This window comes from Streptococcus ovuberis, assembly GCF_012396585.1.
GTDB classification, from domain to species: Bacteria; Bacillota; Bacilli; order Lactobacillales; family Streptococcaceae; genus Streptococcus; species Streptococcus ovuberis.
In genome coordinates, this window is sequence record NZ_JAAXPR010000001.1 from 81,322 (window position 1) to 107,805 (window position 26,484).

At 44.8% G+C, this 26,484-nt stretch carries 17 protein-coding genes; 6 read left to right on the forward strand and 11 right to left on the reverse strand.

The features are described 5' to 3' along the window. Window positions 1-160: 160 nt before the first annotated feature. The 5 genes from HF992_RS00390 to rexB all read right to left on the reverse strand — a co-directional run bounded on the left by HF992_RS00390 (window position 161) and on the right by rexB (window position 10,972). Window positions 161-1,273: a 5-methyltetrahydropteroyltriglutamate--homocysteine S-methyltransferase gene (locus HF992_RS00390; RefSeq protein ID WP_168548090.1), complete on the reverse strand. Its 1,113-nt coding sequence runs from the start codon at window positions 1,271-1,273 to the stop codon at window positions 161-163. A 251-nt stretch (window positions 1,274-1,524) separates the two neighbouring features. Continuing rightward, on the reverse strand, window positions 1,525-3,174 hold the full coding sequence (locus HF992_RS00395) for a hypothetical protein (RefSeq protein WP_168548091.1): 1,650 nt from the start codon (window positions 3,172-3,174) through the stop codon (window positions 1,525-1,527). Then, window positions 3,161-3,865, reverse strand: a complete 705-nt coding sequence (locus HF992_RS00400; protein WP_168548092.1) for an ATP-binding cassette domain-containing protein — start codon at window positions 3,863-3,865, stop codon at window positions 3,161-3,163. Before HF992_RS00400 ends, HF992_RS00395 begins: the two co-directional genes overlap by 14 nt. 28 nt (window positions 3,866-3,893) lie before the next feature. Beyond that, on the reverse strand, window positions 3,894-7,559 hold the full coding sequence (gene addA, locus HF992_RS00405; protein ID WP_168548093.1) for a helicase-exonuclease AddAB subunit AddA: 3,666 nt from the start codon (window positions 7,557-7,559) through the stop codon (window positions 3,894-3,896). Between the two features lie 179 nt (window positions 7,560-7,738). Then, window positions 7,739-10,972 (reverse strand): ATP-dependent nuclease subunit B, encoded by a 3,234-nt coding sequence (gene rexB / locus HF992_RS00410; RefSeq protein ID WP_168548094.1) that lies wholly within the window; start codon window positions 10,970-10,972, stop codon window positions 7,739-7,741. Between the two features lie 677 nt (window positions 10,973-11,649). Between rexB and HF992_RS00415 the strand changes: the two genes are divergently transcribed. Genes HF992_RS00415 through HF992_RS00430 form a run of 4 tightly spaced genes read left to right on the forward strand, consistent with a single transcriptional unit; the run spans window position 11,650 to window position 16,221 of the window. Next, window positions 11,650-12,957 carry an HD domain-containing protein gene (locus tag HF992_RS00415; protein WP_168548095.1) on the forward strand — a complete coding sequence of 436 codons (1,308 nt, stop codon included), beginning with the start codon at window positions 11,650-11,652 and terminating at the stop codon, window positions 12,955-12,957. 5 nt (window positions 12,958-12,962) lie between these two features. Continuing rightward, window positions 12,963-13,772: a sugar-phosphatase gene (yidA, locus tag HF992_RS00420; protein ID WP_168548096.1), complete on the forward strand. Its 810-nt coding sequence runs from the start codon at window positions 12,963-12,965 to the stop codon at window positions 13,770-13,772. Beyond that, on the forward strand, window positions 13,772-14,992 hold the full coding sequence (locus HF992_RS00425) for an aminoacyltransferase (RefSeq protein WP_168548097.1): 1,221 nt from the start codon (window positions 13,772-13,774) through the stop codon (window positions 14,990-14,992). Before yidA ends, HF992_RS00425 begins: the two co-directional genes overlap by 1 nt. After that, window positions 14,992-16,221 carry an aminoacyltransferase gene (locus tag HF992_RS00430; protein WP_168548098.1) on the forward strand — a complete coding sequence of 410 codons (1,230 nt, stop codon included), beginning with the start codon at window positions 14,992-14,994 and terminating at the stop codon, window positions 16,219-16,221. Before HF992_RS00425 ends, HF992_RS00430 begins: the two co-directional genes overlap by 1 nt. Window positions 16,222-16,479: 258 nt before the next feature. On the opposite strand, the gene HF992_RS00435 is transcribed toward HF992_RS00430, so the two are convergent. Beyond that, window positions 16,480-17,175, reverse strand: a complete 696-nt coding sequence (locus HF992_RS00435) for a TMEM164-related integral membrane acyltransferase (RefSeq protein WP_168548099.1) — start codon at window positions 17,173-17,175, stop codon at window positions 16,480-16,482. Between the two features lie 10 nt (window positions 17,176-17,185). Next, a complete protein-coding gene (locus HF992_RS00440; protein WP_168548100.1) occupies window positions 17,186-18,526 on the reverse strand; it encodes a UDP-N-acetylmuramoyl-tripeptide--D-alanyl-D-alanine ligase in 1,341 nt (446 codons plus the stop codon). Between the two features lie 534 nt (window positions 18,527-19,060). Between HF992_RS00440 and HF992_RS00445 the strand changes: the two genes are divergently transcribed. Together HF992_RS00445 and zwf are read left to right on the forward strand one after the other, a co-directional pair. Further along, complete coding sequence (locus HF992_RS00445; protein WP_168548101.1) at window positions 19,061-20,116, forward strand: zinc-dependent alcohol dehydrogenase family protein; 1,056 nt, start codon at window positions 19,061-19,063, stop codon at window positions 20,114-20,116. Between the two features lie 554 nt (window positions 20,117-20,670). Continuing rightward, complete coding sequence (gene zwf, locus HF992_RS00450) at window positions 20,671-22,164, forward strand: glucose-6-phosphate dehydrogenase (RefSeq protein ID WP_168548102.1); 1,494 nt, start codon at window positions 20,671-20,673, stop codon at window positions 22,162-22,164. A 248-nt stretch (window positions 22,165-22,412) separates the two neighbouring features. Here the strand turns inward: zwf and HF992_RS00455 are convergent, their stop codons facing one another. The 4 genes from HF992_RS00455 to HF992_RS00470 are packed head-to-tail and all read right to left on the reverse strand — an operon-like array spanning window position 22,413 to window position 26,451. After that, a complete protein-coding gene (locus HF992_RS00455; protein WP_168548103.1) occupies window positions 22,413-23,141 on the reverse strand; it encodes a class I SAM-dependent methyltransferase in 729 nt (242 codons plus the stop codon). 9 nt (window positions 23,142-23,150) lie between these two features. Then, on the reverse strand, window positions 23,151-24,842 hold the full coding sequence (gene ftsY / locus HF992_RS00460) for a signal recognition particle-docking protein FtsY (RefSeq protein ID WP_168548104.1): 1,692 nt from the start codon (window positions 24,840-24,842) through the stop codon (window positions 23,151-23,153). After that, on the reverse strand, window positions 24,842-25,660 hold the full coding sequence (locus tag HF992_RS00465) for a Cof-type HAD-IIB family hydrolase (RefSeq protein WP_168548105.1): 819 nt from the start codon (window positions 25,658-25,660) through the stop codon (window positions 24,842-24,844). Before HF992_RS00465 ends, ftsY begins: the two co-directional genes overlap by 1 nt. After that, on the reverse strand, window positions 25,648-26,451 hold the full coding sequence (locus HF992_RS00470) for a Cof-type HAD-IIB family hydrolase (RefSeq protein WP_168548106.1): 804 nt from the start codon (window positions 26,449-26,451) through the stop codon (window positions 25,648-25,650). The genes HF992_RS00465 and HF992_RS00470 overlap by 13 nt, the downstream gene beginning before the upstream one ends. Window positions 26,452-26,484: the final 33 nt, after the last annotated feature.

Genomic DNA, 26,484 nt, shown 5'->3' on the forward strand with positions numbered 1-26,484 from the left:
AGCCATCGTCCTTTTAGCCTCTAACTTGACCACCAAACGTTCTAGTTGAAAGTCTACAAACGATCCTCCTTTAAAATTCTGCCATTCTCACCAAGACCCTCATACGAAAAAATTCCTCTCAGCCTTAGCTTTGAGGAATTGATTCTATCCCATTTAGCACCTATCTCCAAACTTCGTCGATCACTTCCTTGACTAGGGCCAATTTCTTCCACTGGTCTTCTTCGGTCAGGATATTGCCTTCTTGGGTTGAGGCAAAGCCGCACTGGGTTGAGATCCAGAGTTGGTCTAGGTCTGCATATTGGCGGGCTTCCTCAATACGTTTGAGCAGGGTTGCCTTGTCTTCCAAGTCTCCTGTCTTCGTTGTGATCAAGCCTAAGACTACCGCCTTGTCTGCGGGTAATTTTGCCAGAGGTTCAAAGCCACCTGAGCGCTCATCATCGTATTCTAAGAAGTAGGTTTGGGCATTTTCTTGATTGAAAAGAGCATCTGCTACCTTGTCGTAAGGCCCCTTAGTCGCATAGGTTGAATGGTAGTTGCCACGGCAAACATGGGTGTTGACAGTGAGGTCTGCTGGTTTCTTAGCAATAGCTCCGTTATTAATGTAGAGGTGATTTTGAATCACGGTCTCCTTATCAACGCCTGCTGCTGCGACAGTCGCCCAGAACTCATCATCCACCAAGGCTGTCCAGGTGCAATCATCCAACTGGAGGGTTCGAAGCCCTAAATCGTAGAAGGCTTGGATAGCTTCCTGATAAGCCACAATGATGTCCTCAAAAAGGTCTTGCGGGTTACTATAGAGACTAAAGGTTGTCTGTGCATTTTTCCCACGGACCAATTCCACCAAAAGTTGTGATGGCGCTGGGATAGAGAGTTTTGCTTCCACGCCTCGCTCATCTGCCAATGTTTTCAAGAAGCGATAATGGCGAATAAAGGGATGTGTCTCCTTGTTGAAGGCAATCCTTCCCGTTAAAACAGCCGTGTCATCACGGGTTTCTTCTCCATCAAAACGTAATCCCTCTCCAAAGTGCTCGTGAGCAATCCCGTCAAAGCCCCAGAAAAAGTCCAAATGCCAGTCGCTACGACGGAATTCTCCATCAGTCACCCGCTCAAGGCCTGCCTCAACTTGCTTGTCCACCAATTCGATAATTGCCTTATCTTCAATGGCCTGCAAATCAGCGGCTGAAATCTCTCCTGCCTCAAATTGGGCACGCGCAGTAAGCACTTCTTCAGGGCGTAAGAAGGAACCGACATGTTCAAATTTTTTCACTACCATAAGATACCTCTTTTACTTCACAAGCAGTAGCGATTGAGGAACCGAGGTTTGGTTGGCAGAATTTTGGGATGGTTTTTTAGAGTCACCCCTTCTGTCAAGCCCTCATATCTCCGTCACTCTCATCACTTCTGCTGAGCAATTTGTTAGTTTAGTAGCATTGTAACACCTTTTAATCCAGCCGTAAAATTCCAAATTTCTATGGTAGGGTATAGTTTAAAACTATGTGATTTTTTAACGTTCCCTACCCTCTGTTAGCGCAGTTTAAAGCGTTTTGGAGCGTAGCGCATGACCAGCCAAAAACTGATCAAGACATAGGCGAGCATGAAGACCACAACTCCCACAAAGGTGACTAGGGAAATATTTTGGCTGAATCTAAAAACCTGAAAGGAAAAGAGGTAGAAAAACGTATTGATCAGCTGATAAGGTAAGCTTTTCGTTTCCATTGAGACGGTGAAGGGCTGCAGGAGGTAATACATCACCAAGTGGTGGAAACTAAAGAAAAGCATGATCAATAGTTCTAGCAGGAAAAGTCCCAGTATGCCTAACAGGGAAACCTGTCCGATCTGCCAGTAGATGCCAAAGAGTCCCAGCACAAAAATCACAAACAGGGGGCTGTGTAGCTTGATCAAAGCTAAAAAGCGAATTTTCAAGGAAGCCAGGACATATTCTGCTTGACGATAAAAGCTGTATTTGAGCAAGAGCCGATCCAAGTGGTAAAAACAGAACTTGGTATAATGCTCACTAGAATAGAGCAGATAGCCGATTGATAGACTGGCTGGAAGGATATGGCTAAAAAAGTCACTGCTAACTGGGAAGGGCTCCGAACCCTGCTTGCTACCGAAATAAGTGAGCAGATTCAGCCCAAGCACAACAAGTAGGATAATGCCTTGGCGCAGGCGCATTTTCTTCTTAAAATGCCCTGCAAAACGCTCGTAAAAGATACGGTTAAGATAGACCATTCCGTAATCCTTACGGTCTGTGCTTGTAGCAGCTACTACCTGATCGATCTGATAGTCCTTTTCCTTGACCTCCACGCCGACCGTTTCAGGTCGTGTTTCCAAGATATTTTTGAGAGAGCTTAGGGTCAAGAGGCGATTAGCCAAAGACTGCAAGCCTGTCGTTCGTAAGAGGAGCAAGCCAAAAATAGTCATTAAGGCCAGACCGAGCCCCATGGCCCAGTAGCTGGTCACTCCTGCTAATAGTCCTCTCCAACCCAGCCAGTAGATCAGAAAGCCGATAAAAACGGAGATAACAGTCCCAAAGCCCATGGTCCAGGCCAGGTACTGGGATGGTTTTTCCTGCTCTGGCCGATAAAGGTGGAGATAAAGATAGGCTAAGGTCAGACGGACCCCCAAGATCAAAACAACAAAAGACCAGGCTTGCCCAGCTGCTCGACCAGCGAGGCCAAAAGCCACCATCAACCAGCCTCCGAAAATCAGCAAAAAGCGCAACCAATCCAGCACCGCCTTGGTCAGGAGGTAGTCTCTGGCTGGCAGGTGAAAGACCTTGATGGCCAAGGTGTTGTCCCGATTGCCAAGCTCCAGCAAGTCAGCCTTAATCAAGCTGCCAATCCCTAAACTAAAGACTAGCAACAGGAGAAGAAAGCTATCGCTATTAGACAGAGGATTCTCTATGAAGGAAAATTCTTGGCCCATTTTCCCTAGACCGATGCCTAAGAAATAGAGGATTCCCAAGTAAAGGGCTGGGCCGAAAATCAGTTTGGCAGCTGCATTCAAAAGCCCTAAAATCAGCAAGATTATCCTTAGCGCCTTGCTACTGTATAGACGGTTGGACAAATACTTCCCAATAAGGGGAAGTTTTTGGAGGAGATAAATCAGCTGGTTATAGGACTGGGCAAATCCCAGCCTAAGGTAAAAATGGAGAACCTTATCCTTCAGCATAGTGATCTCCTTTGAACTCAGCCAGCAGTCTCGCCTCAAAATCAGGATCTTGGGTACTAACATCTAAGGAACTAAGCACCCCATCCCTCAAGAGCACCACCTGGTCACAAAGATCCATGGCCAGTTGGAGAATATGGGTCGATAGAAGAATAACCCGCCCTTCTTTCAGGGTCTTGAGCAACTTTTTCAGCTCAATCCCAATCACCACATCGACCGAGGTCAAGGGCTCGTCCAGCAAGATAACTGGCGGTTGCATGATAAAGACCGTTAGCAGGGAGAGCTTGCTCTGCATCCCGCTCGAATAGCCCTTGATGATGCGATGGCGGTCTTCCTCTGAGATGGAAACCATGTCCAGGTATTCATCAGGTGTCAGGCTACTGCTATCCCCATGAAGGTCCAAGAAAAACTGGATGAATTCATAACCTGTTAAAAAATCTGGCAGGTAATTTTCCGCAAAAACCATACCAACATCGCCCACCTGGATGGGCCTGGTCTCTCCATCGCGTTCCAGGAGAATTTCCCCCTGATCAGCTTCTAGCTCATGGTTAATCAGATTAAAAAGGGTGGTTTTCCCGGCTCCATTTCGCCCTAACAGACCAATGATCTGACCCGAAGAAAAGCTATGGTGGCAATCTTTTAGGACTTCTGTCCCTTGGAAACTCTTGCCAATATGGTTGAGGTGCAGTTGCATCTTATCATCTCCTCCTAACAAGTCGTTTTCAATCAGATACGGCTATGACCTGAATCTCTGTCCCGCCCAGTAGGATCAAATACTTATCGACCTGATCAATGGCGTAGGCACGCGATAGGGCTTGAGCATAAAGGTTCATCTGAGGCTTATAACGGTCATGGATCACTTGGGAATCTTGGTACTTGTCGGTCTTATAGTCAAAGAGAACCAGGCGGTCTTCCAAGACAATATAGCCATCCACAATCCCCCGAACCACGAAATCCTCCTGACTGGTAGGATCCGTCACCAGCATCGCAAAGGGCGCTTCCCGTTTAACCTTGTCCTGATGCTCCAGAATCATGCAACCCAAATCTGTCTTAAAAAAAGCCTCAATCTTAATCAGATCCAGTCTTTGCTTGACTGCCTCTCTCGCCTGCACCTGGCCCAAAACGTTCCCTAACACGTCTTGGTTGATCGGGCCATCCAAAGGAATCCTCTGCATGAATTCATGCAAGGCCGAGCCGACCTCACTGCTAGTCACTGGTGCCTGCCCACTAAAATCAGGCAGACGCCAGTCCGGTTGACGGGGCTCCTTGTCCATGATGTCTATCCCTTCGCTCTCTAAAACAGGTTGGTAGAAGGTTTTAATCTGGCTAGGCGTTCGCACAGTTGGCAACTTGATAGCTGCTGCGTAGGTACGGTTGAGCTGGTCAACGTTTTCTAATTGGCGGAGCATGGCTGAGATATCTGTGGATTGGCGGTTATTGGCAAGCTTATCTGGGTTGATAGCCTGCGCTGGCGCAAGCTGACCGATTGCCTCTGGCGTCAAGTCTTGGGACGCATAATAGGTGAGCTTGTAAGCTAGGTTTCCCTTTTCTCCAAAGGCCGTTAAAAGCGCTAAAAACCAATCCTGAAAACTCTCCATCTGCTCTCTAAGAGCCAATGGCAGATAGCCATGCTCTGTCTCTGTATTGAAGGCCTCTGTTAAGGTTTTCTGGCTCCCTTTTCCGACTAAGTAAAGTTTTTTCTCCGCCCTAGTCATGGCAACATAGAGCAGACGCATACTCTCAGACAGGGTGCTGAGGCGCTCCTCTCTACGGTTGATTTGGTAAGGCAGGGTGTCCATGGAGACCCTAAGCGGGGTGCTGGCTCTCTCAGGGGCAGTCGCTTCCGTGTCTAAGACCAGGTTAGCCACCAACTTGATACCGACTCCTTTGTCCCGGCTGATGTTTAAAGGCGAGCTGGCTTCTCGTTTGTTGCTGAAAAAGCTTTTATCCAAATTGAGCAAAAATACATAAGGAAACTCTAATCCCTTACTTTTATGGATGGTCATGAGCTGGACAGCGTTTTTAGGCTTGCTGACTGGTACATCTGCTAAATCATTGTCACTGGCCAAAATCTTGTCAATCATGCTAATAAAACGCGGCAGACCTTTAAAGCCTGTCCGTTCGAACTGATCTGCTCGCAGGGCTAGGGCATAAAGATTGGCCTGGCGCTGCTCACCATTAGGGAGAGCTCCGACATAATCATAATAAAATTTATCGTTGTAAATCTGCCAGATAAGATCGTGAAGGCTCAGGCGTTTCGAAGCCTTTCTCCAAGTCTGAAACATCTGATCAAACAGGTGAAGTTGTTGCTTAAGATCTGAATTAATCAGCTCGGGCGCCTGACCTGTTCCTGCTAAAGCCAACTGGAGCTTATCGTATAGGGTAAACTCCAGTTGATTTTTGTCAGCTTGCAAAGCAAGCCGTGCCAGTTGGTCCTCATCAAACCGAAACATAGGAGAGCGCAGGAGGGCCACCAGGGCATAATCGTTCAAGGGATTGTTAATTGTCCTGAGGGTGTCCAGCATCAACTGGACTTCCAGAGATTTAAGGTAATGTTGCTCCCCACCATCCGCTATTAAGGGAATCCCATGTTGGGCGAAGGCCGTTAGAATACCATTATTGCGCGTCCGCGAAGGTACTAGGAGAGTAATCTCTGAGAAGTCTACACCTTCTTGATTATGAAGGCGGATGATTTCTTTGATGACCAGCTGGATCTCCTGATTGCCAAGGTTAGCTAGCGAATCATCCTTAGCAAGATTGCTTTCCTCTTGACTGTCTGTTACCGGACTGTCCGTATCATAGATGAGAAGTTCTGTGACATGATTAGGCTGAGTAATTTTCTGTTGCGGACTTCCGGCAACTAAACGGTGACTCTCATCATAATCAATGTCTCCAACAGCTTCATCCATCAGACGGCTAAATAAATCATTAGTAGCATTCAGGACTTCTGATTGACTGCGGAAATTTTCTTTGAGTAGGATCAGTTTTCCGGCTTGAGGATTTTCCAGATACGTTTTAAAGGTTTGGTTAAAGATTTGCGGATCAGCCTGGCGAAAACGGTAAATAGACTGCTTGATATCTCCTACCATAAAGCGGTTATCCCCTTTAGATAGGAGATGCAGCATAGCTTCTTGAGTGTGGTTATTATCCTGGTATTCATCCACCATCACCTCATGGTAGGTTTGCTGGTACAGTTCCCGAATAGCTTTCTGTTGGCTTAAAATCTCGATGGCAAAGTGGCTAATATCTGCAAATTCAAAAGCTGCTTCTTGTTTTTTACGAGCCAGATAAGCTGTTCTAAAGTCCAGCAAGAAAGCCTGAAAACACTGAAGCATGGGTAAAGCCTGTTCCTGATAGGTCAGAATCGTTGTCAAATGGCGCAGGTTAATCAATTCCCTGTGGAGTTGCTTGAAAATAGGATACTTGACTCCTTTGACAGTCACATCATCTCCTGCGGGGATCAAGAGCGTCACTGCCTGAGCCAATTCAGAAAGGCTAGAGAAAACGGCTAACTCCTGACTCCATTGATTGAGGTTATCAATGATAGCTTGATGTTTCTTGAAGGCCGCAGTCGGCTCTCCCTTAGCAGTCAGCCGCTTGTAGTCATCCAACAAGGTAACATCTTCCAATTGTTGAGCCGTTCGTTGAAGCGATAACAAGATACGTTCTTTGAAATACTGGGGCAGGTCCGCCTCAGTCTGAAAGGTCTCATATCCCTTAAGAAACAGATCTTTCAACCATTCTTCTGGGCGGCTGGTAGATTGCATAAACTGGTAAACCTTATCCACCATTTGAAAAAAAGGCTGGGTCGATTTGCTATTTCGTGAAAAATTTTTAACCAGGACCTTGAACGATTGAGCGGTTGGACCTTGGAAATACTGCTCAAAGAGCTGACTAAACACTTCTTTCTTGAGGATATCCTGCTCGCTCTTATCCGTTAAAATCCGAAAGCGTGGTGCCAGCCCCAAAAGATAACCATATTGGATCACCAGTTTCTGCGTAAAGGCATCCATGGTACCGATATCTGCCAGATGAAGGTCAGCCAGTTGGGCCATCAGGTGTTGACGCAAGGTCTGATCAGATGTCCTTGCGATCTCTGCACTGAGTTTTTTCTCTAAACGGTCTTTAAGTTCTCCTGCCGCCTTAACCGTAAAGGTTGAAATGAAAAGTTCCTTGATAGTCACACCGCGCTTGATCTTGTCCAAAATCCGCTCAACCATCACAAACGTTTTTCCTGAACCAGCTGAAGCCGAAACCAAGACATTGGTCCCATGGGTGTATATCGCTTCTATTTGCTCCGGAGTCCGTTTTTGGAGCTTGTCAGACTGAGCTTCTTGGACTTGTAAGTCTGAAATTTGTTGGTCTGTTAAAAAGGGCTCAAAAAGCATGGTCTCTCCTTTTCTTATCTTAGTTAATCAAGCTACGAGATTAGCTCAGAACTTGTCTTCATCCTTCGAGTTAGCCAATCGCTCCGTATTCAAACACTCAAGAAGGATTCTTCACCAAGACGAGCTGTGTCGGCCGAAAACTAAGTTATCTGTGAAAAATTAGCAGGTCTGTGAGATTCTTATTCTAAAATCTGGGATATCTTGTCCAGCCAATCTTCTTTTTTACGGCCGAGTTTGGCCAATTTCCGCGCTTGACCCAGATGAAGGTCGGCCTCAAAGTGGGTGATGCTATTGTATTGGTCCCCAGCCACTGAACGCCCATCTTCGCTGTAGGGATTGATGGCAAAATGCCCCGTTGCTATCCCTTTGGCTGCTCTGCTATAAAGCCAATCTGTAAATCGGAGAAGCAAGTCCAACTCGTTTTGGCTATAGGTATTAGCCGAGGTCTTGCCGTATTGGCTGGTTAGTCCCTGGCTTGCTTCTTCGACAAAAAGCCCCTTGAACTGCAGAAGATCTCGCCTTAATTTAGGCAGTTCTTCCAAGGTCTTTACGTTCTGAAGATCCACCACTGGATCTGTCATATGCAGGTATACCGCTCCAAAAATTTGATCCAGCGAAACTGCCTTGTCTTGTTTGGTCATAGCTAGGAGGTAGGTCATCAACTGTGGGCTGAGGCCATTGAAAAATCGTCCCAACTGAAAGGTCTGGGCACTAGACTTGTAGTCGATCACACCGATTGTTTCAGAAGCCTTTAGACGATCAATCCGGTCAATCTTACCGACAAGGCTAATAGGCTGCTCCCCGGACCCTGCTAGTCTTGCTTCAAAACCGGCTTCCTCTGCGATGGTATCGACCAAGTGATCATCTCTCAAGACTCTAGCAGTTGATCGGGCAATATCCTCTAACATTTCGTGAGTAAAGGCAGTTTCAGCAGATACCTCATAGACTTGGCGAAAGACTTCCTCACGTCCTGTCTTTTCCAAAGCCCTACTAACCTTGGTATCAAAATCAACAGGTGATTGATCTCTTAAGATTTCTTCAAATACTTGATGCAAAAACGTCCCATGTATCCGAGCATCCGGTAGAATCGTTTCTATTTCTTGAAGACCAAGAACATGCTTCAAAAAATACTTGTACTGAGAATTGTAGTAATCTGTCAAACTGGATGCCGATAAGCGCAGTGGCTGATTCTTCGGATAGAGATAGTCTAGTGTCTCTTTTTTTAGGGGCTGCGTTTCAAGGCTCGGACTGATCTGTGGAAGACTCAGTCCCTCCTTAGCCAATTTTTGGCGTAAATAACGAACAGCAACTGCCCAAAAGGTCTCCTGAGCCTCCGTCACGACCTCTGGCAAGTCTTGACGATTGAGCTCAATGACTTGCGATAATAACCCCTTGTAATTTCCGATATCTGCCAGATCCATATCAAAGCTGGCCCGCCCCTTAATGATTTTAGGCAGGCCTAAAGCCTCCAATTGGCTGAGGTAGGGCGAGATAACCTCATCTGTTTCATTGAACAGTTGCGGGTAAGACAAAACCAAGTGATCCGTCGCAGAATGTAGTAAAGAAAGGGCAGTAAAATGGTTTCGTTTGCCCTGTTCTTGACTACTGATGTCTAATAGACGCCGACCTACTTTTTCATTAATCCTCAAGCGCTCTTCGTCTGAGAGTAGGCTCGAGTTCTTAGATAGCTTAGGAAAATGCCTCTGCGTCAGCCCGATGGCAAAGACCAGACGATTAGCTGCTGGTGTAATCAAATCATAAGATTTGACCGTCACCACATCCACTGTAGCAGGCACTGCTCGAAAGTGTGCTCCTAAAAGACCCGCTCGAATCAAGCTGAGCGCTTCTTCCACCTTAAGAATCTGGTCCCCAAAAATCTCGTAGAACTGCACCAAACTATTGCTAAAGACCTGCCAGACCTGCTCAGCTTCTTCCAATGCTTGCGAACCAGCTTCCTGAGCCATTTCTGCTAGATTGTTGGACACTCGTCCCGTTTCTAGGAAAAGGTTCAGCTGTTCAAGAAACGCTTGACCAGTTTGTGGCCTTGCCTGCAGCAAGGTCAGCACAGGATCAATCAAGCTTTCTTTGAGCTCATTCAATCGCTCTAGGTCATACTTGCCTTTAGGGTTAATCCTAAACGGCTTTCCAAATTGACTAGCTCCTTTTAGCTGAGCGTAGTGAATATAGTGTTCCAAGCGATCAATCTCATCCTGACGCGCTTGGCCATAAAGTCCTGTCTTGAGTAGATTGACCAAATCTTCCGCCTGGTAATGGTAACGTTTCAAGCGCCAAAGGCTATCAATCACATTAACCAAGGGATGCTGGCTCATAGCTTCTGCCCGACCGAAGTAATAAGGAATCTCATATTGATCAAATAACTTCCCAATATGCAAACGATAGCTGTCTACATCCCCCAGAAGAACCAGAATGTCCTTGTAGCGATAACCTTTCTCAAGGGCAGCACGAATCTGCTTGGCCACATGAACCACTTCTTCCTTCAAACTGATTACTTCCCAGAGACTCACAGTCTCTTTTGCCTCATTCGATAAGGAATTTTCCAGCAAGGTAAAATCATAGCAGGATTGAAACTGTTGGGAAAGCTCCATCAGTCTAGGATTTGTAGAAACCTCTTCAGAAATTACATAATCTGGCTTAACAGCAAATATCTGAGCCAGATCTCTTAAAAAATCAACCCCAGCCTGGTAAAGCCCACCTGAACTTTGGGAAGCCTTATAGGCTTTTTGGCTGGCATAAGTCCCAATGACCACGGGAACGCCAGCTGCTTCCAGAGCCTTAACTAGATTTTCCTCTTCTATTGAAAATCGGGTAAACCCATCAATAACCAAGGCTATCCTTTTCAAATCATCTCCCAACTCTCCTGACTGGATTTGGCGAATCAGGAAGCTTACTTTACTCTCTTCTTGATAGTCTTGTTGATTGAACAGTTGATAAAAGGCTTGAAAAATCGTCTGCAAATCTTCTGCTTTTTCGGGAGCATCCAACTCTGTCAAATCAGCGGCACTCATTCCTGCTGACTGCAGTTCTTTGTGGAGTTCAACCAATTGTTGCAAAAAATCAATGGATTGGCTTAACTGGCCATAGACCTTGAGACTATTTTCTGGTAAATTGGCCAGGGCTCGATAAAAAAGCATGACTAACCCTGTGTCATCTAGCGTTTTTTGTTGCTTAAGCCCATTGAGGGTAACGTATCGCACCATCTGGCTAAACCGTGTTACCAAGATATCAAAACTTGCCCCCTCGGGCAGATAAGTCAACACCTGCCGCTCCTTTTCAAAGGACAATGAGTTGGGGGCAATGTAAAAAACTCTGCGACCGTCTGCCGACAGGCTTAGGGCTTCCTTCGTCAAGATAGCGGTTAAATCCTGATGAATATCTGTGTAAATCAGTTTCATAGGCCCCTTCCTTTTCTGCTTTCTTAGCGTCTATTATATCAAAAATCAAGGAGAATAGCCTAAACCAAATCATTCCTCCCTTCATGCCCAGCGTCACAGGATTGTCATTTTTAGGGCTTCCGCTTGACAGATGAGCACAGCTAGCCATGACGAGCTAATCATGCTTCTGACAGCGTAGCAGTTCAATTGCCCAATGCACAGTTGAAGCTCCACACCTAGCAGTAACAAAACACAGTTATTCCAGCTCAGGTCGCGATAGAATTGTGAAATTCTACACGATCAACAAATGGACACTAGAGGCTCTCCATCTAGAAATGACCAAGCAAGGATAACTCAAGATTTAAAGGATCTACTGGTGTCTGTACTCTCCCAAAAGCAGTCTGAAGGTAGACCGTTTGAAAGGATACCCCAACACTAAAAACACTCAAAAAGTAGCAATAGGTTAACATTTCATTATTCGATGATCAAAGTAAGCCGGAAATCTAGGGCAATGACTAGATTCCAGTCATTGGTTCCTTTGGGGAGCAGTCCCCTAAGATTTCAGCTCAATCCTCCTGCTTAAAAAACCAACTGAGTCAATCCACTCTATCCGTGAAAAGACTTGTAAATACTTGACCTGATTGGTCTCCTGTCACCTTTTAATGGCAGAATAAGGGGAATTTTGCTATAATGAAGCCATGATTGAAAAAGTTTTTCGAGATCCTGTCCATAACTATATCAATGTGGACCATCCGGTTATCTATGCCTTGATCAACAGCAAGGAATTTCAGCGCCTACGCCGAATCAAACAATTAGGAACGTCTGGCTTCACCTTTCATGGGGGCGAGCACAGCCGATTCTCTCACAGCTTAGGCGCTTATGAGATTGCCCGTCAGATCACGGCCAAATTTGAAAAGAAATATCCCGAGCTTTGGTCCAAGGAAGAAACCCTGCTGACTAAGGTAGCGGCGCTTTTGCATGATGTCGGCCATGGGGCCTATTCCCATAGTTTTGAACGTCTTTTTGACACGGATCATGAGCTTATGTCACAGTTAGTTATCACAGACCCTGAGACAGAGATTTGCCAAATCCTACAAAAAATTGCGCCAGACTTCCCTTACCAGGTAGCTTCTATTATCAGCCACAACCACCCGAATAAAAAAATCGAACAGCTGATTTCCAGTCAAATTGATGTGGATCGGATGGACTATTTATTGCGAGATTCCTACTTTTCTGGGGTCAAGTACGGTGAATTTGACCTAACGCGTATCCTTCGGGTCATCCGGCCAACTGAGGATGGGATTGTCTTTGACAGTCAAGGCATGCACGCGATTGAAGATTACATCGTCAGCCGTTACCAAATGTACATGCAGGTCTATTTTCACCCAGCGACACGCGCTATGGAAGTCCTCTTACAAAATCTGCTCAAACGCGCCAAGGTGCTCTATCCAGTTGAACCAGGCTTTTTCCAGCAGACTTCCCCTCTGCTTTTGCCCTTCTTCCGTCACGACTTTGACCTTTTTGACTATTTGGCTATCGACGATGGGGTAATGAATACTTACTTCCAGGCCTGGACTAGCTCATCTGATCAAATCTTGGCAGATCTGGCAAGTCGATTTGTCAACCGCAAGGTTTTCAAATCCATCACCTTTGACCACCAAGACGAGCAAGAACTTGATAGCCTGAGATATTTGGTCGCCCAAATTGGTTTCGACCCAGAATACTATACGGCAGTCCATCGGAATTTTGATCTGCCCTACGACATCTACCATCCAGAAGCCGAGCAGCCTAAGACCCAGATTGAACTCTTACAAAAGGATAAGAGCCTGATTGAATTGTCTGAGCTCTCCCCACTAGTTGAAGCCCTATCCGGCACCATTCAAGGGGATCAACGCTTCTATTTCCCGAAAGAAATGCTGGCTGACACCAGCCTTTTCTCCCATATTTTAGATGATTTTTCGTCTCAGATTGATAACAACCATTTCCGCTTTAGAAGGGATGCTTAATACTTATGTCTATTAAACTTGTTGCTGTCGATATTGATGGCACCCTCATTACTGACCAACGCCAGATTACACCTGAAGTCTTTGAAGCAGTTCAAGACGCTAAGGCGCAAGGGGTCAAGGTAGTTATTGCTACAGGACGTCCAATTGCCGGCGTCAAAGAACTCCTAGCCCAACTCAAATTGGATGAACCCGGCAACTATGTGATTACCTTCAATGGTGGCCTGGTCCAAGAAACCGCTACTGGTGAGAATATCGTTTCTGAAACCATGACCTATGAAGACTATATGGAAATTGAGTTTCTTAGCCGCAAACTCGGCATCCACATGCATGCTATCACCAAAGACGGCATCTACACCGCTAACCGTAACATTGGGAAATACACTGTCCATGAAGCCAACCTGGTCAACATGCCGATTTTCTATCGAACACCTGAAGAAATGGCTGACAAGGCTATTGTCAAGATGATGTTTATCGATGATCCCGAGGTCTTAGATGCTGCTATCGAAAAACTGCCAACCGAGCTTTACGAGCGCTACAATCTAGTTAAATCAGCTCCTTTCTACTTGGAAGTTCTTAAAAAAACGGTCAGCAAGGGTTCTGCCATTCAGCATTTAGCAGATAAATTAGGCCTTGATATGAGTCAGACCATGGCCATCGGGGACGAAGAAAACGATCGTACCATGCTAGAAGTGGTCGGCACACCTGTCGTCATGGAAAACGGTAATCCTGAAATTAAAAAACTTGCCAAACACATCACCAAATCCAATAACAACAGTGGCGTGGCACACGCCCTTAGAGAGTGGGTATTAGATTAATGTATTCCTATAAAGTTGGCATTTCTGCCCAAGAGCATGACCAATTTGCCATGGCTTCTGATCAGACCAACTTGCTACAAAGCAGCAACTGGGCCAAGGTTAAAGATAACTGGGCAAATGAGCGCATCGGGTTTTACGAAGATGGCACGCTCGTCGCTTCTTGTAGCCTCCTCATAAAGCTACTGCCCCTAGGCTTCACCATGCTTTATATCCCGCGTGGTCCGATTATGAACTATTCTGATCAAGATTTGGTTAAATTTGTCATCCAGTCGCTCAAGACCTATGGCAAAACCAAGCGGGCGCTCTTTATCAAATTTGATCCAGCACTCTTGCTCCGACAGTATGCCCTTCAAGACGCTCCATCAAGTCCTGAAAAAGAAGAAACCCAGATTTATTTAAAAAACCTAGAGAACGCAGGTGCTATTTGGTTAGGAAGAACCAGCCATATAGCTGAATCCATCCAGCCACGTTTTCAAGCTAATGTATATACCGCAGCCAATTTAGCAGAGCAATTTCCCAAGCACACAAAGCGCCTGATGAAAGATGCTAACAATCGAGGCGTCATCACTAGTCGCGGCGACTTGAAAGACCTCCCAGAATTTGCTAAGGTAGTGGCCCTGACGGAAGGCCGCAAGGGGGTTGCTCTGCGCAATGAAGCCTACTTCAGGAAACTGATGACCATCTATGGCCAGGATGCCTATCTCCACTTGGCCAAGGTCAATTTATCTCAGCGTTTAACAGACTATCAAACGCAACTAAAGCAAGTCAACCGTGATTTAGCAGAGACCGCTGACCACCAGAAGAAACGCTTAACCAAACTCCAGCAGCAAAAAGCTTCTATTGAAAAATATATCCAAGAATTTTCGGAGTTTACAGAGACTTACCCAGACGAATTAGTCATCGCAGGGATCCTCTCCATTCGATTCGGACACAGCATGGAGATGCTATATGCGGGGATGAATGAGGCCTTCAAAAAATTCTATCCCCAGTACTCTCTCTACCCTAAAGTCTTTCAGGATGCCTTTCATGATGGCGTTGCCTGGGCCAACATGGGAGGAGTTGAGGGAAGTCTTGATGATGGCTTGACAAAGTTCAAGGCCAATTTTGCCCCAATGTTTGAAGAATACATCGGTGAATTTGACATCCCTGTCAACAGCCTCTTGTACAAACTCTCCCGCTTTGCTTACCAAACCCGAAAAAAATTAAGGAACAGACACTAATGATACTTATTCAGTTAGAAGCAACAGCTTTTGAAACCTTTGCTCGCCAATTTCCAGGCTCTTTTATGCAGAGTATCGAGATGGCAAAACTGTATAAAAAACGTGGCTTCACCACTTATTTTCTAGGTTTAGAGATCAATCAGGAACTACAAGTGGCAGGCCTGGTTTACACACTTCCAATGACTGGTGGACTCCATATGGAAATCAACTCCGGTCCCCTCAGTCGAAAGAATGAGTATCTCAAAGCGTTCTATCGAGAATTACAGATTTTCGCTAAAGAAAAAGGCGCTCTTCAGCTTCTCGTCAAACCCTACGACACCTACCAGACGTTTGATAGTCAAGGAAATCCTACCAGCCCGGAAAAGACTCGCCTTATCTCTGATCTGACTGACTTAGGCTACCAGCACGATGGGTTATTAACTGGCTATCCTAATGGTGAGCCTGACTGGCACTATGTTAAGGACTTAACAAATTTAACACCAGAAACCTTAATCCAATCCTTCAATAAAAAAGGCAGACCTCAAGCTAACAAGGCTCTTAGTTTCGGTATCCGGACAAAAGTTCTGACAAAAGAGGAACTCCACCTCTTCAAAGCTATTACTGCTGCAACTTCTGAACGCCGTGACTACACAGACAAGTCCCTAGACTACTACCAAGATTTCTATGATAGCTTTGGAGACAAAGCCCAATTCATGATCGCCACTATCCAATTCCAGGATTATCTAGACAATCTCCTAGCAGACCATCATGCCTTGGAAGAAAAGCTCAGCAAAGTTGAAACCCAACTTCAAAATTACCCTAATTCGGCCAAGCACAAAAATATCTCTCGTGAGCTGAACAATCAGATTGAAACGTTTAAGACTAGAATCTCAGAAGCACAACAGCTGGTTAAGCAATACGGGCAAGAAGAAGTGGTCCTTGCTGGCGCTCTCTTCATCTACCTTGGAAATGAGACCGCTTATCTCTTTTCTGGCTCCTATCCAGAGTTTAACCGCTTCTATGCTCCGATGGTCCTCCAGTATGAAGCAATGGCAGAGAGCCTCAAACGTAATCTTGACACCTATAACTTTTTAGGTATCACAGGTGAATTTGACGGCACTGATAGCGTCCTTCGCTTTAAACAACAATTCAGTGGTTACATTACCCGGAAAACGGGAACCTTTCGCTACTATCCAAGGCCTTTAAAATTTAAATTCCTGCAAGCACTCAAGAAACTGCTTGGACGCTAGTGACTATCACTACTGAAAAACGGCTCTATCCTTTCCATAGTGGAGAAACCTATGGAGAGTATGAGCCGTTTTTGAGTGTCAAAAAACCATATAATCTCTAATGAAAAGCGTTCAAACCATCATTTTAAAAAGAATCATATGGCATAAGCGTATTTGTCCCAACCTCAGCGGTTAGCTTTTCAACACCCCACTACAATTAACAAAGAACCTATAAAACCTGCCCATTGTCTATAAACAGAGCCTGGACAGGTTTATCTTTTACATTTTTTCCTGGTGCAGAAGATTGCCCTGACCTTGAAAATGAAGGCAAGTCCATTGAACCAAACCAACCAAGAAACTTAAAACAGTCGTAACCACCATGACATTAATCATAGGATCAGTTCCCCCAATAATAGGCGTTTGACGCAAAAAACCATAATTTCCTCCTGTCACAGCATTGACGCAAAGCTGTAGCAAATTGATGATGACAGTCGTCCGAACAATAAAGCGCAGCTGAAGAGTTGGAATCTCTCCTTGATCCAACAGGTAAACCAAACTGTTCACCAAGAGTGCTGCATGGCCGAAGATAAAGGAAAACGTCGTCACATGAAAAAGGGGAAAGGGATCAAAAACCGGATAAACAAAAGCTAAGATAGATCCTGCTACACCCAAATAAGCAAAATAGCGTTTCAACAGCCAGTGCTTAGGCAATAACAACAGCGACAACATGGCCAGACGGCAATGGTAAAGAGGTAAACTCTCAGACAAAGGGGCCTGAGTTGCAACATACCAACCATAAAGACTAATCAACTGGATCCATTGCAACCCTTGAAAAAAACGACTAAATCGTGGTTTTTCGTGTTGAAATAAGGCTAACAAAATCAGAGCGAGACAAAAAATGAAACAAGCGAAATGTCCTAGCAAAGACAGAGAGGGCGCATGAGTCGCTTGTGAACTAAAAAAATCTTTCAGCACTTTGCCCCTCCTAGCCTTCTAGAGCCTCTACGATAGCCGCTAAATTCATCGAATTGGAACCTTTTAACAAGAGCTGATCCTGAGGCTTAAGGTCGTTTTGCAAAGACTCAATGAGAGCCTCAAAGCTTTCTACAGAGGCAAAATAAGATAACCGTTTATCTCCTATTAAAGCTTCTGCCAGCGGACGCATTTCTGGCCCGTAGAGGTAAATTTTATCCAAATTTTCCCCCAAGCTATCTGCTATACCTGCATGGAGCTGACAAGACGCATCCCCTAATTCCTTCATATCTGCCAAGACGACTAACTTTCGGCCACCTGAATTTTTAGGAATGGCTGAAAAAGTTTCCAAAATCAAGCGCATGGCTGTCGGATTCGCATTGTAAACATCGGATAAAATCTCTGCACCATTCTTGGCTTTTTTCCATTCGGTTCGGTTGCGAGTCAACTGCAGCTGAGAAAACGCGCGCTTGATCTTCTCATCTGAAACGCCACAGACCTTGCCGACATAAGCCGCCAGCATAGCATTGGTAGCATTGTACTTACCAGTCACTGGAAGTTCGATGGTTCCTTCAACTGCAGTGCTCTCAAATCTCAAACTCTGCTTGCCTTCACATAAGTCAGTCAAGCGAAGTTCGGCTTCTGGACCAAATCGAACCACTTTTTGCTGACTAGGAAGGTAAGGTTCTACCAAGGGATCATCAGGTACCAGCAGGAGACCACCATTTGGCATCCCGCTTGTAATTTGCAGTTTCCCTTGAGCTATCTTATCTCGACTCCCAAAAAACGCTAGATGGGCTTCTCCTATCAAGGTAACCACACTGATTCTAGGCCGCGCTATCTTGGAGAGCAATTCAATGTCCCCAAGATGATCTTGCCCCATTTCTAAGACCAGCTTCTGCGTGTTATCTGGCATGTGTAAAACCGTATAAGGTAAACCAATTTCATTATTATAATTCCCTTGGGTTTTATAGGTCTGATAGGTAGTTGCCAAGACATCATGAATCATGTCTTTGGTTGTCGTCTTTCCGTTAGAACCGGTAACCGCAATCACGTCAACTTGTAATTTATCAATATAATAGCTGGCCAATTGCTGCATCGCCAAAAGAACATCTGAAACTAAGAGATGAGGACAATCTAAAGACTTCTCTGACAAAGTTGCTACTGCTCCATTTTCAAAGGCAAGGCCTATAAACGTATGCCCATCTCGAGCACCTTTTAGTGGCATAAATAGGTTTCCCGCCTTAATCTGACGACTATCAAATTCCATCCCCGTCAGCGAACTATCTGGATAGACTCGAAAGTCATTTTGTGCTCCGACAATCTCACCGACCTCATAAAAACTTAAACGCATAGCGCATCCTCTTCTTTTCTCAATCGACCCTATTGTACCACAATTTCCATCAATCGTAAAACTTCCTCAGTCTTCTCTCACGCCTTACGCACGAAAAATGCATGCTGCAACCGTTTGGGCACATACGCATTTTTCAAAAATAGCCCCAAAGACAACTGAATACCAGTAGAAATCTTTCAACCTCATTAGCCCTATGCCAAAAACTTTATTTGAAACATTTACAATTTAGATGACGCTTCACTTTCTAAATGCTGATTTTTTTACATCCGTTATGGTTTTCTTTCTAGTATGTATGAAAATTTTTGAAAATCGCTCTCATTTGTTCTTTGCACAATCAGTATCTTAACGCCTCAAAAAAGTTAACTAGTTCAGTAATTCCAAGGGGTTTGTTGGTTAAAAATATTGATATTTTTTTCACAAAACTCTTGAAAACGATTTCTTTTTCAGGTATAATAATCTTGTAAAAATAAGAAAGGATTGAATAGCTGATTATCCAGTGACACTATCCAACCATTTTATAAAAGGAGACTTTCTATGAAAGCAGCAACATTCGCAGAACTTGGACGTATCGAACTCCAAGACCATCCAAAACCTTCTATCATCAAACCCACAGACGCTGTTGTTCGCATTCTAAAAACAACCATTTGTGGAACAGACCTCCACATTTTAGGTGGCGATGTTCCTGAAACACCACCTGGTTCCATACTTGGTCACGAAGGAATTGGTATTGTCGAAGAAGTCGGTTCAGCCGTTAACAACTTTAAGGTTGGCGATAAGGTTATCGTTTCCTGTATCACATCTTGTAATGTCTGCCATTACTGTAAGCGCTCCTTGCCATCCCATTGCGAAACAGGCGGTTGGATTTTAGGGCATTTGATCCCTGGGACTCAAGCAGAATATGTCCATATTCCACATGCTGATGGTTCTCTTTACCATGCCCCTAAGACGGTTGAAGACGATGCGCTTGTCATGCTGTCTGATATTTTCCCAACCTCCTTTGAAATCGGGGTTCAGTCATCTGATGTCAAACCAGGTGATACCGTCTGTATCATTGGAGCTGGCCCAATTGGTTTGGCAGCCCTCCTCACTGCACAATTCTACTCACCAGCCAAGATTATCATGATCGACTTGTCTCAATCACGCTTAGAAGCCGCCCTCGCATTTGGTGCAACTCACACTATCTGCTCGTCTGATATTGACGAGATTAAGGCTCAAATCGATGCCATCACAGATGGGTATGGGGTTGATATCGCCATGGAATGTGTTGGATACCCTGCAACATTTGATGTCGCCCAGAAAATTATCAGTATCGGTGGTCACATCGCCAACTTAGGCGTTCATGGCAAACCAGTTGACTTTGACTTGCAAGATTTATGGATTAAGAATATCACTCTCAGTACTGGCTTGGTTAATGCCAATACCACTGAAATGTTGCTCAATGTTATCAAATCAGGAAAAATTGACGCAACCCAACTGGTGACCCACCACTTCAAACTATCTGAAATCGAAAAAGCCTACGACGTCTTCAAAAATGCAGAAGCTAACAAATCCCTCAAGGTGATTATCGAAAATGATATCAGCCCAGCTTAGGAAGAAAAAGGCTTCCTATCCTGTGCACTCGTCATAGCAACAAGAAACTCCTGGCCCATCAGATAATGAGCACGGGAGTTTTTGTAATGGATGAGCTAAACTGTTAAAAAATCTTCCCTTTCGGTTTACCTTAGTCAAGTAGCGAGTTTTGTCTATAACCCAATACCTTATCCAAAAAGACGTTCCTATAATTCTTTTAGATGAGAATCCTTCCATTCCTTGAAGAATTCCCTCTGATATAATCAAGGACTATATAGGTACGAGCAGTTATCTTTAATGAGCTTTAGTCTAGCCCAAATCACTAAGAAAACATTTCCTTCCGAAAATAGATTATCGTTTCGATATAGAAAATTATTACCTTTTCACTTGTTCGTTTTGATAACTAGAACTGTCAAAAGACACTGAAGAAATCCGCCATCTTCCTCAACCAATCTTTTTCCAATTTTTCATTCTCTATTTATGAATTATCTGACAATTTATGGTAAAATGGAATAAGCAAGGTTAGATTGATGATACTAACGTCATGATTAGCCGTTTAGAAATGGAAGATTCTTATGCCAGCAAATGTGTTATTTACTTTTTTCGGTGCCAGTGGCGACTTGGCCAAACGCAAACTTTACCCAGCGCTTTTTAGACTCTATAAGTCAGGCCATCTGACAGAGAATTTTGCAGTGATTGGAACTGCTCGGCGGCCTTGGTCAAAGGCGTATTTTGAAGAAGTTGTCATTGAATCGATTACTGATTTAGCTGATAGTCCAAGACAAGCTAGCGAATTTGCCAGCCACTTTTACTATCAAAGCCACGATGTCAACGATACGGAGCATTACCAAGCTCTCAAAGACCTCCAGAACGAATTGGGACAAAAGTACCAAACCAACCACAATAAAATTTTCTTCTTGTCCATGGCCCCTGAATTTTTTGGGACCATCGCCAAGAACCTTAAATCTGAAGGAATTGTTGATGGTCAGGGCTTTGAACGCCTGATTATTGAAAAACCGTTTGGAACAGATCTTGAAACAGCTGAGCAGCTCAATCAAGATTTAGCGGAAGCTTTTGAAGAGAATCAGATCTATCGGATTGACCATTACCTCGGCAAGGAAATGGTGCAAAATATCTTTGCAGTCCGTTTTGCCAACCCTATTTTTGAGCAGATTTGGAGTAACCAGTATATTGAAAATGTTCAGATTACCTTCTCTGAAAGCATCGGAGTCGAGGATCGGGCAGGTTATTATGATACTTCTGGTGCCCTTAGGGACATGGTGCAAAACCATACCCTCCAACTCCTTTCGATCCTCGCTATGGACAAACCTGCTTCCTTTGATGAGACCGATATCCGCGAAGAAAAAATCAAGGTCTTTGAAAATTTACGTCTCGAAGATGAAGATAGCCTCAAGCAACATTTTGTGCGTGGCCAATATACTGCTGGTAGCATCAATAACAAGGACTTTGTCGGCTATCTCGATGAACCCAATATTGCCGAAAACTCTCAAACCGAGACCTTCGCCGCAGGTGCATTCTTTGTTGATACGGATCGTTTCAAGGACGTTCCCTTCTTCTTCCGTACTGGCAAACGTATGACGGAGAAAGGCACGCGAGTTAATATTATCTTCAAAAAGACGGATAATATCTTCGGACAAGCCTTTGACCGTAATGTCTTAACCATCTATATCCAACCAACCGAAGGCTTCTCTCTCCATATCAATGGTAAGAAAGTCGGAACTGACTTTAAAATGACACCCGTTGATCTTAAATTCCGCCATAGCGCTGAAAACCTAGTCAACTCTCCTGAGGCCTATGAAAAACTGATGTTTGATGCTTTAAATGGCGACTCAACTAACTTCAGCCATTGGCGTGAAGTTAAGGCTAGTTGGCGTTTAATTGACCGCGTCATTGACCTTTGGAAAAATAATCACGTTCCTTTACATACCTACCCTGCTGGCAGTATGGGGCCAAAAGCCGCCTTTGAGCTCTTGGAGAGCTTTGACACTGAATGGCATTGGCATCCAGATGACTGGTACCGCGAACACGGTCTCTTAGATCAGCAGTAAAGTTACGCAATCCTAGTCTTTGCTTCATTAACGCATAAAAGAAGGCCTGAAAACAAGTCGTCAAGACAAGTTTTCAGGCCTTCTTAGGTTAAGTAAGGCTTTAATTTCCCTTCCAATACAGAGACTGAGCACTCTAGATGTCTTTCATGCTGATGCTCCGTTGGATAACATGAACCCTAGAGCCAAGATTTCACGAGAGTTGCCTTTAAGCTTTCTTCGTTGGTTTACTCATTTTGTCAAAAAGGTGGTCATTTGCTATGCTTTCCATTTTTCTTCAAGCGGTAGTGGTGGAAGAATGCAATTTCCTTATAGGGTGAGAGCTTGGCTACCGCCAACTCCAACTTGGTCATACGCTGAATCCAGTCTGGTTCACGTTTGTAGTCATTGGACTGAAGACCGTAAAACGTCCGAATCCCTTGATAGTCCTTGACAGACAGCTTTGCTTGGTCTAACAGAGCCTCTAATTCATAAACTTCCCCGTGCCCCAAAGCTGTTGATTCATAGCGAAAATCACCAGAAATTAGGCGCAGAGCATGGATGCTCTGGTTCTCAAAGACAGCTTTTTGCATAACCTTGCCAGCTGCATTGTGCTTGACTAGAGAGAGTTCCCCCGAAGGTTTTAAAACACGCGCCAATTCCCTCAAATAATGAGGTCGACCTTCGCCTGAAACGTATTCTAGGACATTATGGCAGAGCACATAATCAAAATAATCATCAGGAAACTGGCTCAGCAATTCTAAACTACCGGTCAGTTGCTGATAACCATCGGCTCCAAAGCGATCCTTGACCATATCTTGGTTAGGCTCAATAGCCAGAACGTCATTGGTCGCTGATAGGAAATCTGCCGTCAGCCCAAATCCAGATCCAAAATCAAGAACCCGTTTTCCCTTGATGTCCATGAGCTGGGCGAATAAGATCGTATAAAAAACTTGTCCCCAAGGGGCGTAGATATTATCCTTGTAATGTTCTGTTAGCATACCCTTCCCCTATATCAGCCCTTCTAGGAGACCACGCATGAAGTCTTCCGAATCAAATTGACCAATATCATCAATCTTCTCTCCAAAACCAATCAATTTAACAGGAATATCTAGTTCCTGACGGATAGCCAGGACTACACCCCCTCTGGCAGTACCGTCAATCTTGGTCAGTACCAAACCTGTTAGAGGAGTGATTTTTGAAAATTCTTTGGCCTGAACCAGAGCATTTTGACCTGTTGAGGCATCTAGAGCCAGGAGAGTCTCATGTGGCGCTTCTGGAAGAACTCGCTTGATAATGCGACCAATCTTCTCAAGCTCTGCCATGAGATTGTCTTTGTTTTGGAGGCGACCTGCTGTATCAATCAACAGGATATCTACTCCTTCTGCCACCGCTCGCTCCATGCCATCGTAAACCACACTGGCTGGATCTGATTTTTCGGGACCTGTCACGACATCAACGCCAACACGTTTCCCCCATTCGACCAGCTGGGCAACTGCTCCTGCACGGAAGGTGTCGGCAGCAACCAGCAACACTTTTTTCCCAGCTTTTTTGTATTGATTAGCTAACTTTCCAATCGAAGTGGTCTTGCCAACCCCATTGACTCCAACAAAGAGCATGACAGTCAAACCTTCTTGGAAATGGATCTTCTCTGCCTCGAAATTACCATCTTGCTCGTAGATTTCCACCAGTTTTTGAATAATGAGAAGGCGAAGGTCCTCGCCTTTTTTGACATTTTCCAGCTTTGCTTCCTGGCGCAAGTCTTCTGTTAATTTAGTCGCTACCTGGACACCTACATCGCTACTAATCAAGAGTTCCTCAAGGTCTTCAAAGAACTCCTCGTCTACCGAGCGGAAATTGGCAAAGAAGGCGTTGAGTTTAGCACCAAATCCGGTTCTGGTCTTCTTAAGGCTCCGATCGTACTTCTCCTGCGTCGTTTCAACAATTGCTGTCTCCTCACCTGCGATAGCCTCCTCAAGCAGGGCAGCTTGCCTCGCTTCTTCCTCTTTCTTAGCCTGCGCCTCCTGAACAGCTGCTGCGCGCTTTTCCTTATCACGGAGAATCTCAACGGCCCGCTCCAAGCTAGATGGTATAGAAGTAGTTACACCTTCCGAAACTTGGCTAGCAGGGAGATCTTCCCTGGTTTCTGTATCTGTAGCTGAACTATTTTGATCGTTCATTTCTGCTCGACTTGAGGGTTGAACATCGTCTTGCTCTAGAAAAGAGTCCCAAACAGGCACTTCTTCCCCAGCACTTGTCTCACTAGGAAGACCTTCTTCTAGCCAATTTGGCGAAGCAAACAGGATTTCTTCTTTGTCAGATTCTTCCTCTGACTGGATAATCTCTTCTGTAAAGCTGTCTTCAGCGACTTCCTGAGCCATATCCCAATCTAGCTGGTCAAGTGCTATTTCCTCAGCAGTTGATAAATTCTGGTTCAGCTCTGCCAGGTTATCCTCAACAATATCCTGAACCCGATCAAAATCTGTTGTATACTGGTCGTTAGGCAAAGCGATTGCCTCTGGTTCTGGTAAGTCAATAGCCACTTCGTCCAAGGAATGTTCAGTCACTTCTTGAATCGTTCCCCAGTTGTGCTCTTCTACAAGCTCCTCTTGATCAGAAGTTCCTTCTTGCTCTAACATCTCATGGCTTAAGTCGGCCATGTTATCCTTTTTCTTTCCAAATAAACGATCAAATAATCCCATTATGCTTCCTCTTTCAAAATATAGTGCTCAACCACCCAGGCAATGGCATCCTCATCGTTGGTCACTGGCGTAACAATATCTGCAACAGCTTTCAAGTCCTCTGTTGCATTAGCCATGGCAACGCCGTAACCAGCCCAAGCCACCATGGTCAAATCATTAGCTTCATCACCACAAGCCATGACCTCTTCTTGCTTCATTCCCAAATGCTCAATCAAGCTCGCAAGCCCATTGGCTTTATGCACGCCCTTCGGGTTCCATTCTAGAATAATCGGCCGTGATTTAAAAATCTCAAACTGCTTATGATAGATGGCAGGAATCTGGTCAAGCTTACTGTCAATCAGCTCTGCCTCACAGGAGGTCACTGCCTTGTTAAAAGTCATCTCCTGATGCAAATCAGAAAAGTGAGTCGGCATATGATTCAGATTAGGATTGCATGTCGGATACAGACTAGCAACTTTTGCAGAGAGCGCATAAACGTCCTCATCGTCCAATAGGTCAAGTGGCAAGCCTAACTCTGTTGTCAAATCGTAAATGGCCTTCACCTCATCGTAGCAAAAGACAGTCTTATCCAATACCTCACCAGTATTTTTCTGGATGAGTCCTCCGTTAAAGGTGATGGCGTAGTCATCTTCATGAAGCAAATCCAGCTCTTCTAGAAAAGAGCCGATCGCAGCTAGAGGGCGCCCCGTGGTTAAAACGATTTTGACTCCCTTCTGGCTAGCTGCTTGTAGAGCTTCCTTGTTCCTAGCTGAAATCCTTTTGTCTGATGTCAGCAAGGTACCATCCAAATCTAAGGCTAATAATTTTATTGTTGCCATAAAAACTCCTCTAAATAGGCCTGAACCGCTTCTTGATCGCAGGGACCAATCACTAAATCAGCCAGTTGTTTGATTTCTTGACGGGCATTGGCGGTAGCAATAGCGGTGCCTGCATATTCCATCATCCGATAATCATTCAGATTGTCGCCAAAGACTAGCAAGTCTGCGGGATAAAGCACCAAATCTTGGCAAAGCTTTTCTAGGCCAGTCTGCTTATCCACATCCGAACGGACAATATCGATGGCATCAAAACCAGTAACCAGGGCGGTCACACCAGGAACGTCTTGATTGAGCCACTGCGCTGCCTGCTGGACCAGTTCTTCATCAAACTGAGCTGTGATTTTAAAAATATCATCCTCGATAGCCGCAAAATCCCTAACCCGTGTGACCTTCTCATAGTAATGGGCAATATGTGCCACATACTCTTGCGGCGCTGTTTCTAAAACATAAGACGCCCGCTTACCAGATAAGAGCCATTGACCTTGGCGGGCAAAGGGATTCCTCTCGAGGCTTGCCACTATCGCTAGATAGAGACTAGGTGGCATCAAGGCCTCAAAGTGCACCTGTTCCTTTTCCACGACCAGACTCCCATTTTCTGCAATAAAGATCACGCGTTTCTCGAATCCCTCAAAAAGCGCTGCCAAGGCTAAATAAGGACGACCGCTAGCCACTGCAAAACGAATACCTCGAGCATCCAAACCATCTAAAATTCGCTCAAAACGCGCTCGATCAAACTGACCGGAGCCATCCAAAAAGGTTCCATCCATATCTGATGCTATTAGTTTAATCATCCCAAACCTCACTATTTCTATTTATCATTATAT

Excerpts from the sequence above, each read along its gene's own strand:
- HF992_RS00415 (WP_168548095.1), top strand. The coding sequence starts at position 11,650 with ATGATTGAAAAAGTTTTTCGAGATCCTGTCCATAACTATATCAATGTG.
- HF992_RS00390 (WP_168548090.1), bottom strand. The coding sequence starts at position 1,273 with ATGGTAGTGAAAAAATTTGAACATGTCGGTTCCTTCTTACGCCCTGAA.
- ftsY (WP_168548104.1), bottom strand. The coding sequence starts at position 24,842 with ATGGGATTATTTGATCGTTTATTTGGAAAGAAAAAGGATAACATGGCC.
- rexB (WP_168548094.1), bottom strand. The coding sequence starts at position 10,972 with ATGAAACTGATTTACACAGATATTCATCAGGATTTAACCGCTATCTTG.
- HF992_RS00445 (WP_168548101.1), top strand. The coding sequence starts at position 19,061 with ATGAAAGCAGCAACATTCGCAGAACTTGGACGTATCGAACTCCAAGAC.
- zwf (WP_168548102.1), top strand. The coding sequence starts at position 20,671 with ATGCCAGCAAATGTGTTATTTACTTTTTTCGGTGCCAGTGGCGACTTG.
- addA (WP_168548093.1), bottom strand. The coding sequence starts at position 7,559 with ATGCTTTTTGAGCCCTTTTTAACAGACCAACAAATTTCAGACTTACAA.
- HF992_RS00395 (WP_168548091.1), bottom strand. The coding sequence starts at position 3,174 with ATGCTGAAGGATAAGGTTCTCCATTTTTACCTTAGGCTGGGATTTGCC.
- HF992_RS00440 (WP_168548100.1), bottom strand. The coding sequence starts at position 18,526 with ATGCGTTTAAGTTTTTATGAGGTCGGTGAGATTGTCGGAGCACAAAAT.
- HF992_RS00400 (WP_168548092.1), bottom strand. The coding sequence starts at position 3,865 with ATGCAACTGCACCTCAACCATATTGGCAAGAGTTTCCAAGGGACAGAA.
- HF992_RS00465 (WP_168548105.1), bottom strand. The coding sequence starts at position 25,660 with ATGGCAACAATAAAATTATTAGCCTTAGATTTGGATGGTACCTTGCTG.
- yidA (WP_168548096.1), top strand. The coding sequence starts at position 12,963 with ATGTCTATTAAACTTGTTGCTGTCGATATTGATGGCACCCTCATTACT.
- HF992_RS00470 (WP_168548106.1), bottom strand. The coding sequence starts at position 26,451 with ATGATTAAACTAATAGCATCAGATATGGATGGAACCTTTTTGGATGGC.
- HF992_RS00455 (WP_168548103.1), bottom strand. The coding sequence starts at position 23,141 with ATGCTAACAGAACATTACAAGGATAATATCTACGCCCCTTGGGGACAA.
- HF992_RS00430 (WP_168548098.1), top strand. The coding sequence starts at position 14,992 with ATGATACTTATTCAGTTAGAAGCAACAGCTTTTGAAACCTTTGCTCGC.
- HF992_RS00425 (WP_168548097.1), top strand. The coding sequence starts at position 13,772 with ATGTATTCCTATAAAGTTGGCATTTCTGCCCAAGAGCATGACCAATTT.